The organism is Saccharibacillus deserti, assembly GCF_013618475.1.
Lineage (GTDB): Bacteria > Bacillota > Bacilli > Paenibacillales > Paenibacillaceae > Saccharibacillus > Saccharibacillus deserti.
The window spans coordinates 1080004-1095484 of record NZ_JABJVN010000001.1; the positions used below are offsets into that span (position 1 = coordinate 1080004).

Annotated in this window: 14 protein-coding genes; 12 read left to right on the forward strand and 2 right to left on the reverse strand. The window is 55.4% G+C overall.

Annotated features, from left to right (window positions below):
* Positions 1-55 precede the first annotated feature (55 nt).
* Positions 56-985 (reverse strand): L-lactate dehydrogenase, encoded by a 930-nt coding sequence (locus HOP44_RS04805; protein WP_172251003.1) that lies wholly within the window; start codon positions 983-985, stop codon positions 56-58.
* A gap of 192 nt (positions 986-1177) precedes the next feature.
* Between HOP44_RS04805 and HOP44_RS04810 the strand changes: the two genes are divergently transcribed.
* The 6 genes from HOP44_RS04810 (at position 1178) to HOP44_RS04835 (ending at position 5653) form a co-directional block, all read left to right on the forward strand.
* On the forward strand, positions 1178-1552 hold the full coding sequence (locus tag HOP44_RS04810; RefSeq protein ID WP_246369571.1) for a CidA/LrgA family protein: 375 nt from the start codon (positions 1178-1180) through the stop codon (positions 1550-1552).
* The gene (locus HOP44_RS04815; protein WP_172251004.1) at positions 1533-2219 is read left to right on the forward strand and encodes an LrgB family protein; all 687 of its coding nucleotides are present in this window, start codon (positions 1533-1535) and stop codon (positions 2217-2219) included. The genes HOP44_RS04810 and HOP44_RS04815 overlap by 20 nt, the downstream gene beginning before the upstream one ends.
* A 110-nt stretch (positions 2220-2329) precedes the next feature.
* Positions 2330-3616: a sialidase family protein gene (locus tag HOP44_RS04820; protein ID WP_172251006.1), complete on the forward strand. Its 1287-nt coding sequence runs from the start codon at positions 2330-2332 to the stop codon at positions 3614-3616.
* Positions 3617-3791: 175 nt separating this feature from the next.
* Positions 3792-3974 (forward strand): hypothetical protein, encoded by a 183-nt coding sequence (locus HOP44_RS04825; RefSeq protein WP_172251008.1) that lies wholly within the window; start codon positions 3792-3794, stop codon positions 3972-3974.
* A gap of 200 nt (positions 3975-4174) precedes the next feature.
* On the forward strand, positions 4175-4921 hold the full coding sequence (locus tag HOP44_RS04830; protein WP_172251010.1) for an SDR family NAD(P)-dependent oxidoreductase: 747 nt from the start codon (positions 4175-4177) through the stop codon (positions 4919-4921).
* A gap of 321 nt (positions 4922-5242) precedes the next feature.
* The gene (locus HOP44_RS04835; protein WP_172251011.1) at positions 5243-5653 is read left to right on the forward strand and encodes a spore coat protein GerQ; all 411 of its coding nucleotides are present in this window, start codon (positions 5243-5245) and stop codon (positions 5651-5653) included.
* A gap of 121 nt (positions 5654-5774) precedes the next feature.
* Here HOP44_RS04835 and HOP44_RS04840 read toward each other — a convergent pair whose 3' ends face one another.
* Positions 5775-7250 (reverse strand): glycoside hydrolase family 30 protein, encoded by a 1476-nt coding sequence (locus HOP44_RS04840; protein WP_172251012.1) that lies wholly within the window; start codon positions 7248-7250, stop codon positions 5775-5777.
* Positions 7251-7429: 179 nt separating this feature from the next.
* On the opposite strand from HOP44_RS04840, the gene HOP44_RS04845 reads away from it, so the two are divergent.
* From HOP44_RS04845 to HOP44_RS04870, 6 genes are all read left to right on the forward strand, one after another.
* The gene (locus tag HOP44_RS04845; protein WP_172251013.1) at positions 7430-8956 is read left to right on the forward strand and encodes an alpha-L-fucosidase; all 1527 of its coding nucleotides are present in this window, start codon (positions 7430-7432) and stop codon (positions 8954-8956) included.
* A 57-nt stretch (positions 8957-9013) separates the two neighbouring features.
* Positions 9014-10474 (forward strand): DUF6892 domain-containing protein, encoded by a 1461-nt coding sequence (locus tag HOP44_RS04850; RefSeq protein WP_172251014.1) that lies wholly within the window; start codon positions 9014-9016, stop codon positions 10472-10474.
* 45 nt (positions 10475-10519) lie between these two features.
* Positions 10520-11365 carry a class I SAM-dependent methyltransferase gene (locus tag HOP44_RS04855; RefSeq protein WP_172251015.1) on the forward strand — a complete coding sequence of 282 codons (846 nt, stop codon included), beginning with the start codon at positions 10520-10522 and terminating at the stop codon, positions 11363-11365.
* A 291-nt stretch (positions 11366-11656) separates the two neighbouring features.
* Positions 11657-13102 (forward strand): hemolysin family protein, encoded by a 1446-nt coding sequence (locus HOP44_RS04860; protein ID WP_246369572.1) that lies wholly within the window; start codon positions 11657-11659, stop codon positions 13100-13102.
* Between the two features lie 215 nt (positions 13103-13317).
* Positions 13318-13827 (forward strand): PH domain-containing protein, encoded by a 510-nt coding sequence (locus HOP44_RS04865; protein ID WP_172251016.1) that lies wholly within the window; start codon positions 13318-13320, stop codon positions 13825-13827.
* Positions 13824-15473, forward strand: a complete 1650-nt coding sequence (locus HOP44_RS04870; protein ID WP_172251017.1) for a PH domain-containing protein — start codon at positions 13824-13826, stop codon at positions 15471-15473. Before HOP44_RS04865 ends, HOP44_RS04870 begins: the two co-directional genes overlap by 4 nt.
* The last annotated feature ends 8 nt before the right edge of the window (positions 15474-15481 follow it).

Below are 15481 nucleotides of genomic sequence, written 5' to 3' on the forward strand. Positions count from 1 at the left end.
AAGCCCGGGTTTCTCCTTGGAGAAACCCGGGCTTTTTGACATGCCGCTGTTTGTCTTACAGGTTGACTTTGGCAATTTCCGATTTGAGCTTGTTTGCCGAAGCATTGAGCAGTTCCAGCTCTTTGTCGTTCATCGGAATTTCCAGATGCTCGCGGACACCGGAGCTGTCGACGACACACGGCAGTCCGAGATAAACGTCGGAAATACCGTGATAGTTGTCCAGCAGTGTCGATACGTTCAATACGGAACTTTCGTTCTGCAAGATGGCGGTTACGATCCGGTCCAGGGCAAGGGCGATCGCGTAATACGTCGATCCTTTGGCATTGATGATCTCGTAAGCGGCATTTTTCGTATTATGGAAGATTTGGTCCTGATCGCTTTCCGACAAGCTGAGATCCGCACCGGCTACGTTCGCCATACTCCATACCGGCAGCTCGGAATCGCCGTGCTCGCCGATAATGTGCGCATGAATACTGCGCGGATCGAGGTTCTTCTGCTTGCCGATCAGATAACGGAAGCGTGCGCTGTCGAGCAGCGTACCCGAACCGATAACCCGGTGAGCCGGCCAGCCGCTCTTCTTGTACGAAACGTACGAGAGGATATCAACCGGATTGGTAGCTACCAAAATGATGCCGTTATCATTGTATTTGACGATATTGCCGATGATTTGATCGAAGATTCCCGCGTTGCGGTTGAGCAGATCGATACGCGTTTCGCCCGGACGCTGTGCCGCGCCGGCTGCGATTACGATAACGGCTGCGTCTTTGCAATCGGAATAATCGCCGGCCCAGACTTTGACACCGCCCACGAATGGAAGTCCGTGATTCATGTCGAGCGCCTGTCCAAGTGCAAGTTCCTTGTTCACGTCAACAAGTACGAGTTCGGTCATACGCTGCCTGAGCAGCAGAGTGTAGGCCGTTGTGGCTCCTACGTCGCCCGTGCCGATTACGACGACACGGCGGGAACGCATGGATGAGCTGGTCATATTCGATTCACTCCGTTTCTTAGACTTGTAAGATAGAAGAAAAGTTCCTCTTAACTTTTAACCAGTTTACATGGTAAAAAGCCACCTGTCACGAAATTGTGTCAAAAGTCTTTGTATGACCCGATCCCCCTTTTGGTATAATAAAAAAATGTTTGAACAAGTACTCGGGAACACCCGATAGAAAAGAGTTGAATGATTATGCGCGGATTTGCGATCCTGCTCGGGTTCGGTTTAGCCGGCGTCCTGCTGCACGACGTGCTGCATGTTCCGCTGCCGGGCAATGTCTTGGGTCTGCTGCTGTTTTTGGGTGCGCTGTTCGGGAAGGTCGTCAAGCTGGAATGGGTCGAAGAGTCGGCCAACCTGCTGACCGGGCATCTTCTGCTGTTCTTTATTCCCTATGTGATCGGGGCGGCGGCTTTGATTCCGCTGCTGGGCGCAAATGCCGTATCGATTGTTGTCGGCGTTGTCGGCAGCACGTTTGCCGTTCTGTGGGTGACGGGAACGGTCGCCAAGAAAACGGCTCCGAAAAACAAAAAGGAGGAGCAAGATGATCGTCTTTCTGCATGATCCATTGTTCGGATTAACTCTGACAGTCGGCGCTTACGCAATCGCCCGGGGCATTCATTCGCGCATACGCTGGCTGCATCCGATTCTGAGCAGCAGTGCGATCATTCTGATCGTACTTGCCCTGCTGCGTTTTCCGATTGCCGAGTTCCAGGGGGAAGTCGGACTGCTGACGACGCTGCTCGGGCCGGCTACGGTGGCTCTTGGCGTGCCGATTTATAAGCACCGCCGTTTGATCCGCGAACGTGTCGCTTCCGTTCTGATCTCCGTATTGGCCGGATCGGTAACCGGCATCTGCAGCGCGGGGGCGCTGGTCCTTCTGACCCGAGGTTCCCACGAAGTGCTGCTCAGTATCCTGCCAAAATCGGTCAGTTCGCCGATCGGAATCGAAATCTCCCGCTCGCTTGGCGGTACGCCTGAACTGTCCGTCATGTTCAGCGTGGTGACGGGGGTACTCGGCGGTGTGCTCGGCCCCGCGTTCTTGTACCGGTCCGGCCTGCGGGACCCCGTATCGTTCGGACTTGCGATGGGCAGCGCGGCTCACGGCTTCGGCACGGCACGAAGCCTTCAGGAATCCGAAACGGCCGGCAGCTTCAGCGCCCTGGCCATGGGACTCTCGGGCATCACAACTTCGCTGCTGTTTATTCCGCTTTATTTTTGGCTGGGATAGAAGGATAGCGTCCGGAAGACGCTCCGGATCTTTTATGCTATAATGACGGAGGAATTGGGCGCTTGGGCGCTTTAATGGGACATTATTCGGAATCAAAGGGGGCGGCTGCAATGCGGATCGGAAGAAGGGTGCTGCTGCCCCTTCTTGCCGCACTGATCGTGCTGGCCGGATGCAACGGCGAACCTGCCGAGAAAGAACCGGCATCACCGCCTGTCGTACACAAGGACACGGCCGACGATGTCGGAGGTCAGGAAATCACACTGGTCGAGCCCGAACAGGGCGGAACCGTAAACGAGCACGAAGAGTATGTCGTACAGACCCGGCTGACGGAAATACATTTGTTCGACGGTTCGACGGGGATGGCGTGGGGACTGACCCGAAGCGCCCTTCGCATGTATCTGACCGACAACAACGGCAAGAGCTGGGTGCCGCTGTCCCCATCGGAACAAGTCGCGTTTTCGGACGTGCCGGAATACGGCAGGGATGTTTTCTTCACGGATACGATGCACGGGTGGATTGTACGCAGTGCGGGACTCTCGGAAGAATCGCTTGTGCTGCGGACGAATGACGGAGGCGCCAATTGGGCGCTTGCGACACTCGGAAGAACGGACGAACTGCCGGTTTCGCTGTATTTCACGGATCACAAAAAAGGCTGGCTCATGACCACCAAAGCTTCGGATACGGCGGGAAGGGAAGAGAAGACGCTCTACCGAACGCGCGACGGCGGAGAGAGTTGGACTGCCGTAATGCGAACGGACAACGGTTCCCAGCCGACGGGTTCTTCGCAGCCGCTTCCGGATATCGGGTACTTGACGGGGATGCATTTCGAGTCGGACGGCAGCGGTTATGCCACGATGCTCGATCTCGGACGGCCTGCGCTCTATCGCACAATCGACGGCGGCCGAAACTGGAACAAGTCCACTTCGTTTTTCGCAGGCGCTAATCCGATCGGAACCTGCGATGTGATGATAAGCGGCAAGCCCCAGTCTTACCGCGACGGGTCGGGTTCCTGGGTACCGGTCGGCTGCAAGCAGCGCGACGAAGTGCTGTACAGCGGCTACTTTACGCAGAACGGGGGAGCGGGATGGAAGCACGTTCCGTTCAAGCTTCCCGCCCAAGAAGCGCTTAATCTTCAGATCGCACCGGTATTTCTTGACCGCATGAACGGTTGGATGGCGCGTGGATCGCTGCTTTACCGGACGGTGAACGGGGGACGAAGCTGGGCAGAACTCCCCCGGAGCCAAAAACTGCAAGAAAACATGGAAAAGTATCCCGAGATTTTCCAGGTGGAGTTTGTTTCGGAGAAAGTGGGCTGGATTCTGATCGGCAAAACGGACATCCGACGTTCTCTGCTGCTTCAAACATTGGATGGCGGCGTCACTTGGCACGTTATTTGATCCATGTGCCGCAGGTTTTTCTACACGCTCTCGAAAGAGGGCGTATTTTTCATTTCCAAATGTGAAATAAATCACATACATGCTTCGGAAAATCTGTTATTTTTTAAATATAAAGAATGTAACCAAACAAACGACGGATAAACCTTCACCCAAACCCAATTGAGGAGTGATCCATATGACCACCGCAACCGCCCAACTGACTCGCAACTATCTGACTCTCTGCTACAACTGCCAGGACGCTCACCTTTGCGAAACCGAAGAACAATGTCTGGCATGCTGGGCCGAACAAGGCATGCTGAACGAAGAAGAACAAGACACAGCCGAAACGGGCAAACTGCTGAAGATGTACTACGCGTAACTTTCCTTTCAAAGACAGGGATTGGCACGCACTTTACCCAATTAAGTGAATTTAATCACAATATCAATCGAGTCTTTCGCCCCTACCCCGCGAAGGACTTTTTGTAATGTCGGGATTGGACCTCTGAATGAATACCGCGTTTCCGTCTGCAACCCCCCGGGTTAATAATAAGTGGAAAAGCGAAGGGAGCTGAAAAGAACATGAGTTTCGAATCGATGACCGTAATCGTTACCGGAGCCGCACAAGGAATCGGACGTACGGTAGCAGCCGAATATGCGAAAAAGGGAGCACGGGTCGTGCTTGCCGATACGCAGGAGCCCGAAGGAGCGGCAGCGGCAGCCGAAATCCGGAACAATGGAGGAGAGGCCATCTTCGTCCCCTGCGATGTATCGCAAGAAGCCGATATCACGCATTTGATGCGCGAAACGATCGAAGCATTCGGCCAGATCGATATTCTGATCAACAATGCCGGTTTTGGCATTTGGAAATCTCCATATGAATTGACCGTCAAAGAATGGGACGACGTGCTGAACACCAACGTACGGGGCCCTTTCCTGGCGACCCGTGAAGCGGCCCTGCATATGCGCAAGCATGGAAAAGGTTCCGTCGTCAATCTTTGTTCGACGCGCGCCCATATGTCGGAGCCGAACTTTGACGCTTATGCCGCTTCCAAAGGCGCAATCCTGGCCCTGACCCATTCGCTTGCCATTTCGCTTGGGGCGGACGGAATCCGGGTCAACTGCATTAGTCCGGGATGGATCGAAACCAAAGATTACGAAAAACTCCGCGAGATCGATCACAAGCAGCACCCGGCAGGGAAGGTCGGAACACCGGAAGATGTGGCGCGCGCCTGCCTGTATCTTACCCACCCGGACAATACGTTCCTTACGGGAACCGAGCTTGTACTCGACGGCGGAATGACGCGCAAAATGATTTACGAAGAATAGCGAGCGCAAGAGAATACGGTGAATAGGCGTCTTATGGGAGAGGACCTTCCGTCAAAGCCCTTTTCCATCGATTTAGAGCGGACAGCGCTTCATGTGCTGTCCGCTTTTTTGACACACCAAGCATTTTGTTCATTTTTTTGTCATACTCGATGTAAAAAAATGGTTTAGAGCTTAGATCAGAGGGTAATAAGAAGAATACGAAGCATTTGTCCTCCACAAAATCGCAACTCTATTTTCTCCAAGTAGCGTGTATGGACGGTCGGGCGTGAACGCGGCTTCATTCATTGCGGACATCCGCGCAAATTACGGGGAGGGATTTATATGGAATATTCTTATTCGCCGGTCACGTACCGGATCAGCAGCGGTTTGAACGGACTTACAGGCAGAAGCGGGGCGGGTTTCCGGAATCCGGTTGCCAGATCGGGAGCACCGATGATCGATTCATCCATTCCGCAGACCAACTACGATCAGCCGAACGTCATGTCCACCCTGCAGAACAATCTGGGCCGTACGGGAGTTTTCTACATGATCCCGGGAATGAACACCGGACAGGCAGCGGGCTGCGTTTCGATTGAAGGACGTCTCGAAGCGGCGGGAAGCGATCATATCGTGCTGAGCGCGGAGTTCGGACAGCGCATGGTCGTTACGCTGAGCAGTATCGATTACGTCGTATTCAACGATACAACCGGGTATTTCTATTCAGGCAACGAAGCCTTTTTTGCCGGACAATAAACCCTTTGTGCAGGCGAACAAATCCTAGAAACGAAAGAATCGAGGTTTAAACGCTATGGACGGCAATAGGTAAAAGACCTTTTCTGACGCTTGGGCGGACAGAAGAGGTCTTTTTGGTTTTTCAAGACAGCTCTGCATTCCTGTTGGGCAGGTCAATCACGTAGGTCGTGATCGAACAAGGAGGAGTCTCGGCCGTAAATTCGGTATGTTCCAGCAGAATCGGTTCAAGTTCGGCCAAGTTTTCTTCCGCCGTCGTCCGATAGACCCGAACCTGCGAATCGGAATGCGGATGCCCGGAGTTCCATCCTCTCAATTGATACCGATAGACTGCGGCCTCCGTCTCGCTGTCATTATACGTGACGATCACCAGACGCCGCGACGAAGGATCGACCGCAGCCAGCGATTTGTCTCCGTCGTTGGCTATGATTACGCTGCCCGGGCGGATGAAGCGGCTGTAATGGCCCAGCGCATAATACTGCTTGTACATCGCATACGACTCGGATTCATTGTTCTCGAACGGGGCAAAGATCAGCCCCCATGTGCTGGAATCGCTCTCGACGGCCTGCCAGTAGACCCAGGCTTCGGCCTGCATGATTTTCAGATCGCGGGTAATGCCCTGCACCAGACGCTGCGCACCGGTCATGCTATAGGGATCGACGGTCGGATGTTCGCCGTTCTCGAAACCGAATTCCGACATCCAGAGCTTTTTGCCGTCGGCCGCGACCGCTTCGAAGAAAGGCCGCGGATCGTAATCGGGAGTATTGTACGTATGGGTGTTCACCTGTTCAATCCGGGCCTTGGTCTCCGGTTCGAACGCCTGCCAGGTCTCAAGCGCCATCTGCACGAGCGATTCATCGGATGCGCTGATCGAAGTGTCGACCAATCCTTTGGCTCTCAGGGCCTCATAAACTTCGCGAATAACGGCCTGCTGCTGCGCAGGTCCGATATGGGCGCCTTCCTGCTTGGCAATCCGGTACTTCCACCAGTCGGCTACCGGCTCATTGAATGGGGCCAAGGTACGGAACACGATGCCCCATTCGTCGCGGAAATGTTTGACTGTCTCGGTCAAGTACTCCGCAAACTCGCGTTCCCGGCCGGAACGCAGATTGCCGCCTCCGTCGAAGCCTCCGGTGGTACAGCCGTCTGCACCGTCTTTACGCTCGGGATCGTAGCTGCAGGTCATCCACCAGGGCGGACTGTTGGAGAACGCTTCAAAAATCGGCGTCTCCGCAATCTTGCGAATTTGCCGCGTTACCGTCCGCTGACCGGCGTCGCGCGACCAGTCCCAGGTGCCGTCTTCATTTTGATAGGACAAGATGGCTTTGCCGTAATGAAGATAAGGATCGCGTGCGTCTTTGGTGCCTCCGATATTGTACCTGGCGATATTGAAGCCCAGTCCCTTTTCGGCAGAGTAGAGTTTCTCGACGATTTCTGTCCGCCGTTCTTCGCTCCATCCGCCGATCACATTGGCCCACCAGGCCAGCGAGGTTCCCCAACCTTCGAACGTTTGAAATCTTGCCGCTAGATCGATCCCGATCACGGATGCAGCTGCCGGATCGGAAGAGTGGGGAGGTGAAATCTCCTGCTTTTTTTTCATGCTGTTCCCTCCTTATAAGGTCTTTTTCGCTTGCGTCTATAGTATAGCGTCATTCCCAAGTAAGCGTATACAAAATATAGGCAGCGTCTTCAGGCAGGAATATCTTCAAGCGTTCTCGAAACGGGTTTAGGACAGGGCAGGCTTGAACACATGCGGAAAAGGAAAGGATGAAGCGAAGCATGAATCTGCACGAAATCGCCGGAGTTGCCCCTTCTCCCAGACAGCTGGCTTGGCAGCGGCTGGAGTTCTACGGGTTTATCCACTTCGGCATGAACACGATGACCGGCCGCGAATGGGGAGAAGGACATGAAGATCCTGCGTTGTTCCGCCCGGAACGATTGGATGCCGAGGAATGGGTTCTTCTATTCAAAGAAGCCGGTATGCGCGCCCTGATTCTGACCTGCAAACATCACGACGGATTCTGCTTGTGGCCTAGCCGATTCTCGTCGCATACGGTGGCCCGGAGTCCCTGGCGCGAAGGGCAGGGGAATTTGGTGCGGGAAACGGCGGAGGCCTGCAGAAAACACGGTCTGAAGTTCGGCATTTACCTGTCCCCCTGGGACCGAACGGAACCAAGTTACGGCTTGGGACAAGCCTATGACGATTTCTACGTCAATCAGCTGACCGAACTGCTGACGCAGTACGGCGAGATTTCCTGCGTCTGGCTTGACGGAGCGAACGGGGAAGGTCCCAATGGGAAAAAGCAGTTCTATGACTGGCCTCGGTATTACGAGGTCGTGCGCCGTCTGCAGCCTGGCTGCGTGATCAGCGTCTGCGGCCCGGATATTCGCTGGGTCGGCAATGAAGCGGGGGAGACCCGCACGGAAGAATGGAGCGTCGTTCCCGCACCGCTGCGCGATGCCGAAAAGACGGCCGAGAAATCGCAGCAGAGCGACGATGCCTCGTTCTCCCGTTCGTTTCTTTCGATGGAAGAAGACCTGGGCAGCCGAAAAGCGATCGGGAAGTACGATGGAGAATGGGTGTGGTATCCGGCCGAAGTCAATACTTCGATTCGTCCGGGCTGGTTCTATCATCCGGAAGAAGACGGCCGGGTCCGAGATGCCAATGAACTGTTTCGCCTGTATATGAACGCCGTAGGCGGCAATGCGACCTTTCTGCTCAATGTGCCGCCGGATGCACAGGGGCAAATCGCGAAGCCGGACCGCGAAGCGCTGCAAGGCTTGGGCAGGCGACTTGGGCGCCTGGCCGATATGACGCTGACCCGGAAAGCGTCGATGAGAGTTTCGAGTGCGCTGACCGGCAGAGGAATCGGTGCGGAAGGCGGATTGGAGTCGGCCGCGGTGGAATTCTCCAACAGCGGCTGGCAGCCGGAAGCATACGACCAGGAACCGTGGGTCGAACTTTCGTTTGCAGAGCCGGTCGGGTTGGACACCGTCTCTCTTGGGGAACATCTGCCGGCCGGCCAGCGAATCGAAGCGTTCGAAGTCCGGATTCCGGCGGATGAAGGGGCGGCGGATTCGCAGTCCTGGCAGCCAATATCCCAGGGCCGGATTGTGGGATATCGGAATATCCGCCAGTTTGCTCCGGTTCGGACATGCAGAATTCGAATCGTTTTCACCCGATACCGGGAATTTCCTACCCTGGATGAGGTCCGGGTCTATTCTTTTTCCGGCCAATCTGCCGATTTAAGCGAAATTCAAGCGGATTCCAAAAAGCCGGACTGGTACAAGGAGGGAACAAAATGATAAGATAGTGGAACGGAATTTGTTAGGCAATGGACATATGTACGGGGAGGAAATACGATGACCACGCTCCAGACCCTCCTTCGGGCCACTCCCGACGAGGGTCCTCTTGAACTCTCTCGGCTCATGCTGAATCGTCTGCAGGGCTTTACGTTCGAACCGGAAGGCCGTGCCCTGATCCAGGCTTCCCTCGATTGGGTGGACGATTTCGGGCTGGAGGAAGAGACCCAGATCCGCGTGGACGAACGGATCAACGAAGCCTGGTCGGCTTTTGTCCTTCTGACCGCCGAGGAACGAACCTGGTTTTACGATACGGTGCTGGACATTTTGGAAAAAGAACCGTTTATCGAAGCGAATGCAGCGAGAAAAACAGCCAAGCTGACCGAGCTGTTCGCACTTCGCAAAGCTTCTCTCGAAAGCTCGTACGCACTTCGGGGCGAGCTGAGGCTTAATCACGGACGAGTGCTGCTTTTGCTTGGTAGATGGGTTGAAAAAGGGACGGACGCCGATCTGCTTGATCCGATTTTCCAGGGACTTTCGCGCGCCGCAGCAGCGCTGTCGGAAATTTACTTTAATCATCCGCATTATATGGACGATGACGATCTGCGGGCCGAGGCTGCAGAACTGCTGCCTCGGCTGGTTCGGACGTTCTATCCGGCCTGTAATGCGACCCATGTCTACATGCTCGGTTATCATCACGATTATGCTTCCGAGTTTGTAGGCTTGATCGATTTCTACCTGAAGCTGGACCAGCCCAAAGAGGAGAAAGGCAAAGCCTATTTCAGCTTGGCTACTTCTTTTATAGGCGAGGGTGCTCCGATCCTGGAAAGAGGAATCGGCTCCGTGCTCGATACGCTCGAACTGCGGATGAGAGAATGGACGGACCGGCAGTTCGACGAGTTTATCGATACTTTCGTCTATTATCCGCTGCTGCGGCAGCCTCTGCTTCAGATTGCACGTTCGCCCGACCGCCGTCTGATTCTGGATCTGGTCGCCAAGCAGAACCGGCAGACGGAGCGCACGCGCAAAGCCGCCGATACGCTGCGGGAAGCGAACGGAATCATTGAGCAGATTGCCGCCTATACGATGCCAAGCGGCGAAGGCGGCGTAAGCTTCCGGGATTTCAACTTCAAGCTGGCCGTTATCGAAGAATTGATGTACAAACAGCATGTGCTGCGGCCCCGCTTCGATATCGGGGTGTTTGTACAGGAATATGCGCTGCGGGAAATATCGATTGCCGAAGAAGGCGATCGGCCGATTCCCGAAATACGGGAATATTTCGAGAGACTGGTGCTGACCGAAGAAGACCTTGCGCATGTCACCAAATTGGTTGTAGGGAGCGGGCAGCAGGTGCAGTACCAGATTATTCCGTTCCACAGCGGGGAAGAAGGCTATTTCGACGTGTATTCGCTCGAAGATCTGTGCCATCTGCCCAATCTGCGGGTCCTGCAGGGGATCGGGCTGCTAAAAGCGGACCCGGCCCCCGCGCACGAACGCGGGATCATTCTGATCCAGGATTGAGGCGCCGCCGCGTGAACCGAAGCAAAAGGAAAGGATAGGTGCGCGATGAACAAAGAATCAGAAGGAAGCGGCTTCCCGAAGCCGAGCAAAGAGCCTATACCGGGCGTTCTGAATCCTCAGAATGAAGAAGCCTGGAACCGGGAAACGTACGAAGCCTGGGTAAGCCGATTCGGCACGCCCGAAGAGGCCGCCGCGAGGATCGCGAGAGAACCGTTGAAGTCGCTGTCCGTACTTGGCGAGAATATCGGTTCCCCCGAAGGCAAGCGGATCATGAACCTGATGGGTTCCAACGGCAGCAAAGCGATCGCTTTGGCCCTGCTGGGCGCGTCCGTTACCGTAGCCGATTTCTCTCCGGGCAACCGCCGTTACGCGCTCGAACTGGCGCAGGCGGCCGGAGTGCCGCTCGATTACATCGTCTCCGATGTGCTGAAGCTGGATACGCAGCGGTTGGGCGGACAATTCGATATTGTATTTGCCGAAATGGGCATTCTGCATTATTTTGCGGACCTGGCTCCGTTTATGGATAAGGTACGGATTCTGCTGGTGCAGGGAGGCCGATTCGTGCTGCGCGATTTCCATCCGATTTCGACCAAGCTGATTTCGTCGCGGGGAACGACGGCCAAGATCCGCAAGCACAAAGTCGACGGAGACTATTTCGACACCGGGCTGGAAGAACAGGAAGCTTCTTTTGCCAAGTATGCCGAAGGAGAAACGGCCAAAGTCCGGCTGCGCAAATGGAACCTCGGCGAAATCGTAACGGCTGCGGCGCAAAGCGGGCTTACGATTTCAGGTCTGACTGAAGAACCCAATTTGTCCGGAGACAGCTTCGATAAGGGGATTCCCAAAACATTCACCTTAATCGCGCATAAATATTCGGAAGATCGGCCGTAAAAACGTGCAGGAAGGCGTGCGGAACGCGAGCAGTCGCAAAGAATCGAACAGATCGACTTTAAACCGCCCACAAGGCGGTTTATTGCCTTTTTTGACCTCTCTTTCCTATTTTGCTTACGAACCGTTGGAATTATAATTAAAGTTATAGCTAAAATAGAAACGGAGTGAACGAAATTGGGGAGTTGCTAGTTTGGGTCGGAAGGCCGCAGGGTAAACTGTCGTCAAAGACTAAAGCTTCATATGATACAGGAAAACGAAGGAGGTGGACCCGGTTTCCGATAAACAACGCGAATGTGCGCGGCGCGGAAAACGGGATGTATATTGAATAGTGACCCCTTGCCAGGTTGGTTAAGTATTTTAACGGTTGTGCTGCTTGTCGGTTTAAACGGTTTTTTTGTAGCGGCTGAATTTGCGATGGTACGGATCCGGGAGAGCCGGATTGCCGCGCTGGCGGATTCGGGCAGCCGGCGTGCCGGATTTGCCAGAAGCATGGTGAATAACCTCGACGCCTATCTGTCCGCCTGCCAGCTCGGAATCACGCTGGCTTCGCTGGGACTGGGCTGGATCGGGGAACCGGCAGTCGCTTCGTTCCTGCGTCCCCTGTTCCACGGTTTGGGCTGGACAAATGAGGTCGCGATCCACGGTACGGCCGTGGCGATCGCTTTTGTCCTGATTACCGTTCTGCATATTGTCATCGGGGAACTTGCTCCCAAATCGATGGCGATCCGCAAACCGGAATCGGTGGTCATGGTTGCGGCGGCTCCGATGGTCTTTTTCTACAAAATCATGTATCCGTTTATCTGGGCGTTGAACGGAATGGCGAATGCCCTGCTCCGCGTGCTGAAAATTGAACCGGCGTCCGAACTTGATGCGGCGCATACCGAAGAAGAAATCCGGATACTGGTGAAGGAAAGCAACAAGAACGGGCTGATTGACAATACCGAAATGGCGCTTGTCGACAACATTTTCGAATTTGCCGATACGACGGCACGCGAAGTCATGATTCCCCGAACGGAAATGATCTGTCTGTACACCAATCTGTCGCGCGAAGAGAATCTGGAAACGGCTTATGACGGCATGCGTACGCGCTACCCGGTCTGCGAGCAGGACAAAGACCATATTATTGGCTTTATCCATATCAAGGACCTGATGCGTTCGCCGGATGCCGACTACGACAGCTTGATCCGTCCGATTATCGCGGTACCGGAGTCGATCCGGATCAGCGAATTGATGAAGCTTATGCAGCGCAGCCGGACGCAGATTGCGATGCTCGTCGACGAGTACGGCGGAACGGCCGGACTGGTCACGCTCGAAGATATCATGGAAGAAATCGTCGGCGAAATTCAGGATGAGTTCGACGAAGAAGAACGTCCGGAAACCGAGCAGGCCGGCGAATTCAGTTATTCGATCGACGGCATGATGCTGATCGAAGACGTAAACAGCCAATTCGGATTCGAGCTGGACTTCGAAGACTACGATACGATCGGCGGCTGGCTGTATGCGCGGATCGATGCGCTTCCGCCGCAAAAAGGCCAGTCGGTCGACCACGATGGCTGCACCTTTATCGTCGATGAAACGGAACAAAAACGTATTTCCCGGGTACGCATTTTGAAGCCTCTTCCGGAAGAAGACCGGATGCCGGAACGCGAAGCTTATACCGAAGACTCCTTCGGTGAAGAAGAACAACCGGACGATTATGACATGCTTGCTGCCAAACGCGCCGAAGCCGGCGCTTAAGGCCTTATTTTCGACTTGTTCCATTCAAATTTTCTTCATTCAAGCCAGCCGTTTTTTTTCGGCTGGTTTTTTATGTTCAATTTTTATCCAATAAGAAACATTCGCTCTACGCGCGCGTATCGAAGAACATGAACTCGGAAGGCTTTGGGCAGCGCCGGGATTCATTGACTTCAATAGAAAATCCCGCTACGCTTTAACGTATGGAGGGGTAACTCATGGAATCGAATCAAGAAGAAGTAAAAAGGAACGAAGAACGGTTCAGGCAGCTGCACCCGGACTGGATTGCGGCTTCCCGTTTGGGCAGCGCTTATTTCTACGCGCTTCCCTTGTTGATTGCGGCGGCGCTGACGATACTCGGCTCCGTATTCGACTGGGACTGGCTGCCGCTCTGGATCGGTTCGCTGATTACGCTGGGACTTGCGCTTTTGTTCGTATTTGCCGTATTCCGTGTACCGGTCATGCTGTATAACCGTTTTGGTTTTGCCATTTTCGAAGAAGAGATCGAAATCCGCAAAGGTCTGTTCCTGATCAGCGAAACGCTGATTCCCATGACCAAAGTGCAGCATGTGGAGTTGGAGCACGGGCCGATTCTGCGCAAATACGGACTGGCCGAATTGAAGATCGTCACGGCAGCGACGACGCATTCGATCGCCGGATTGAAGTCCGAAGAAGCCGAGAAATTCAAGCGAATGATCGGAGAACTGGCGCGGAGGACCGAAGAATGAGCGGCCCCAAACGGATGTCGCCGCTGTATGTCGTCTTCGCCCTGTTAAAAATGCTGCGCGGGCTGGTGCCCCTGATCGTCATTTTCGGTGTCCAATTTCTGGCCGGAGGGCAGATAACTTCGGTCGTGTACTGGATCGGAGGCGCTGCCCTGGTGCTGCTCGTATTGGCCGGCATCCTGGAAAGTATCGGATGGAAAAGGTTTACTTACGAAGAAGAAAGCGACCGGATCACGATCCGCAAAGGATTGATTCAGCGCAGCGAGAAAATCATCTACTACTCGCGCATTCATTCCGTCAGCCAGGAGCAGCCTTTGATCCAGCGGCTGCTGGGCGTCGTGCAGTTGAAGATCGAGACGCCGGGCGGCAGCGAAGGAGACGCCGTGCTGCCGGTTCTGCCGCGCCGCGAAGCGGAGCGGCTGCAGCGCGCGCTGAATGAGCGCGCGGTAGCCGTTTCCGCCGCCGAATCCGCGGCGGCGGAAACGGCCGAAGGCGGCCCTGCGCAGCAGGCCGCCTTCGAGGCTCCGGCCGGCGGGCCGCAGCCTTGGGTCCGCCGCGATGCCGGCGGACCGGGCGATGCGGGCGCGGAGAAGCTTTCCGCCGCGCCCGCATCGCGGGCGGCGCAGGACCGCCCCGCCGAAGGCGGGCCTGCGCCGCAAGAACAGGCGGCCGCCGCTGCCGGGCGGCCGCGGGCAAGCGAGCCGGTGCTGCTCTACCGGCTCGGACCCGGCCGCCTGTTCCAGGCGGCGCTGACCGAACTGAATCTCGGTCTGGCTGTCGCTTTCGTAGCCGGGATTGCTTCCTTCGCGGACGATCTGCTGCCGGATGTGTGGCTCAACCGGCTGGTCTCCAATGCTCAGGCTTATCTGACCGGCATACGGGCCATTCTGATCATCGCGACGGCGGCGCTGCTGTTCGCCTGGCTGCTGTCGCTTGTGCTGTTCATCGTCAAGTTTGCCGGCTTCTCGCTGTACCGGGAAGGAGAGAGGCTGTCGATCCGCTACGGACTGCTGGAACGCAAACAGTTTCTGTTCGATCCGGCGCGCGTTCAGGCCGTAACCGTACGCGAAGGTTGGCTGCGGCAGCTGCTGGGCTATGCCCACGTCGAAGTCAATGTGGTCTCCTCGTCTTCGGAGAAGGAGACGCCGGCGCTGCATCCGTTTATCCCGCGTGCAGCCATTCCGCAGCTGTTGGAGCGGACGATTCCGCAATTTTCGTTTGCCGCAGCCGAATTCCGTCCTCCGGGCCGGGCGCTGCCCGGATATGTACGGACCGGACTGACCGTAACCGTCATTTTGGCCGCGGTACTGATTTATTTCTTCCCGCATATGGGAAGATGGGCACTGGCTCTGATTCCGCTCGTCTTCGCTCTGGATTATTGGAGCTTCCGGACCAGCGGCGCGGCGCTTGACGGTCAGCGGCTTACGATCGTAAACCGCGGGATCTCCAAGCAGACGCATTGTACGCTGAGGCGCCACGTGGTGGCGCTGCGGATCAGCGGCAGCCGCTGGCAGAGAAAAGGGCAGATGCTCAACCTCAAAGCCCATCTGCTCGGAGGCGCCGGCGGATCCGCGCTCAGCGTCGCGCGGCTGAAGAATTCCGATGTCGAACGGATCTATGACTGGTACAGGCGGGAACGTAAATCATGACTTTATTT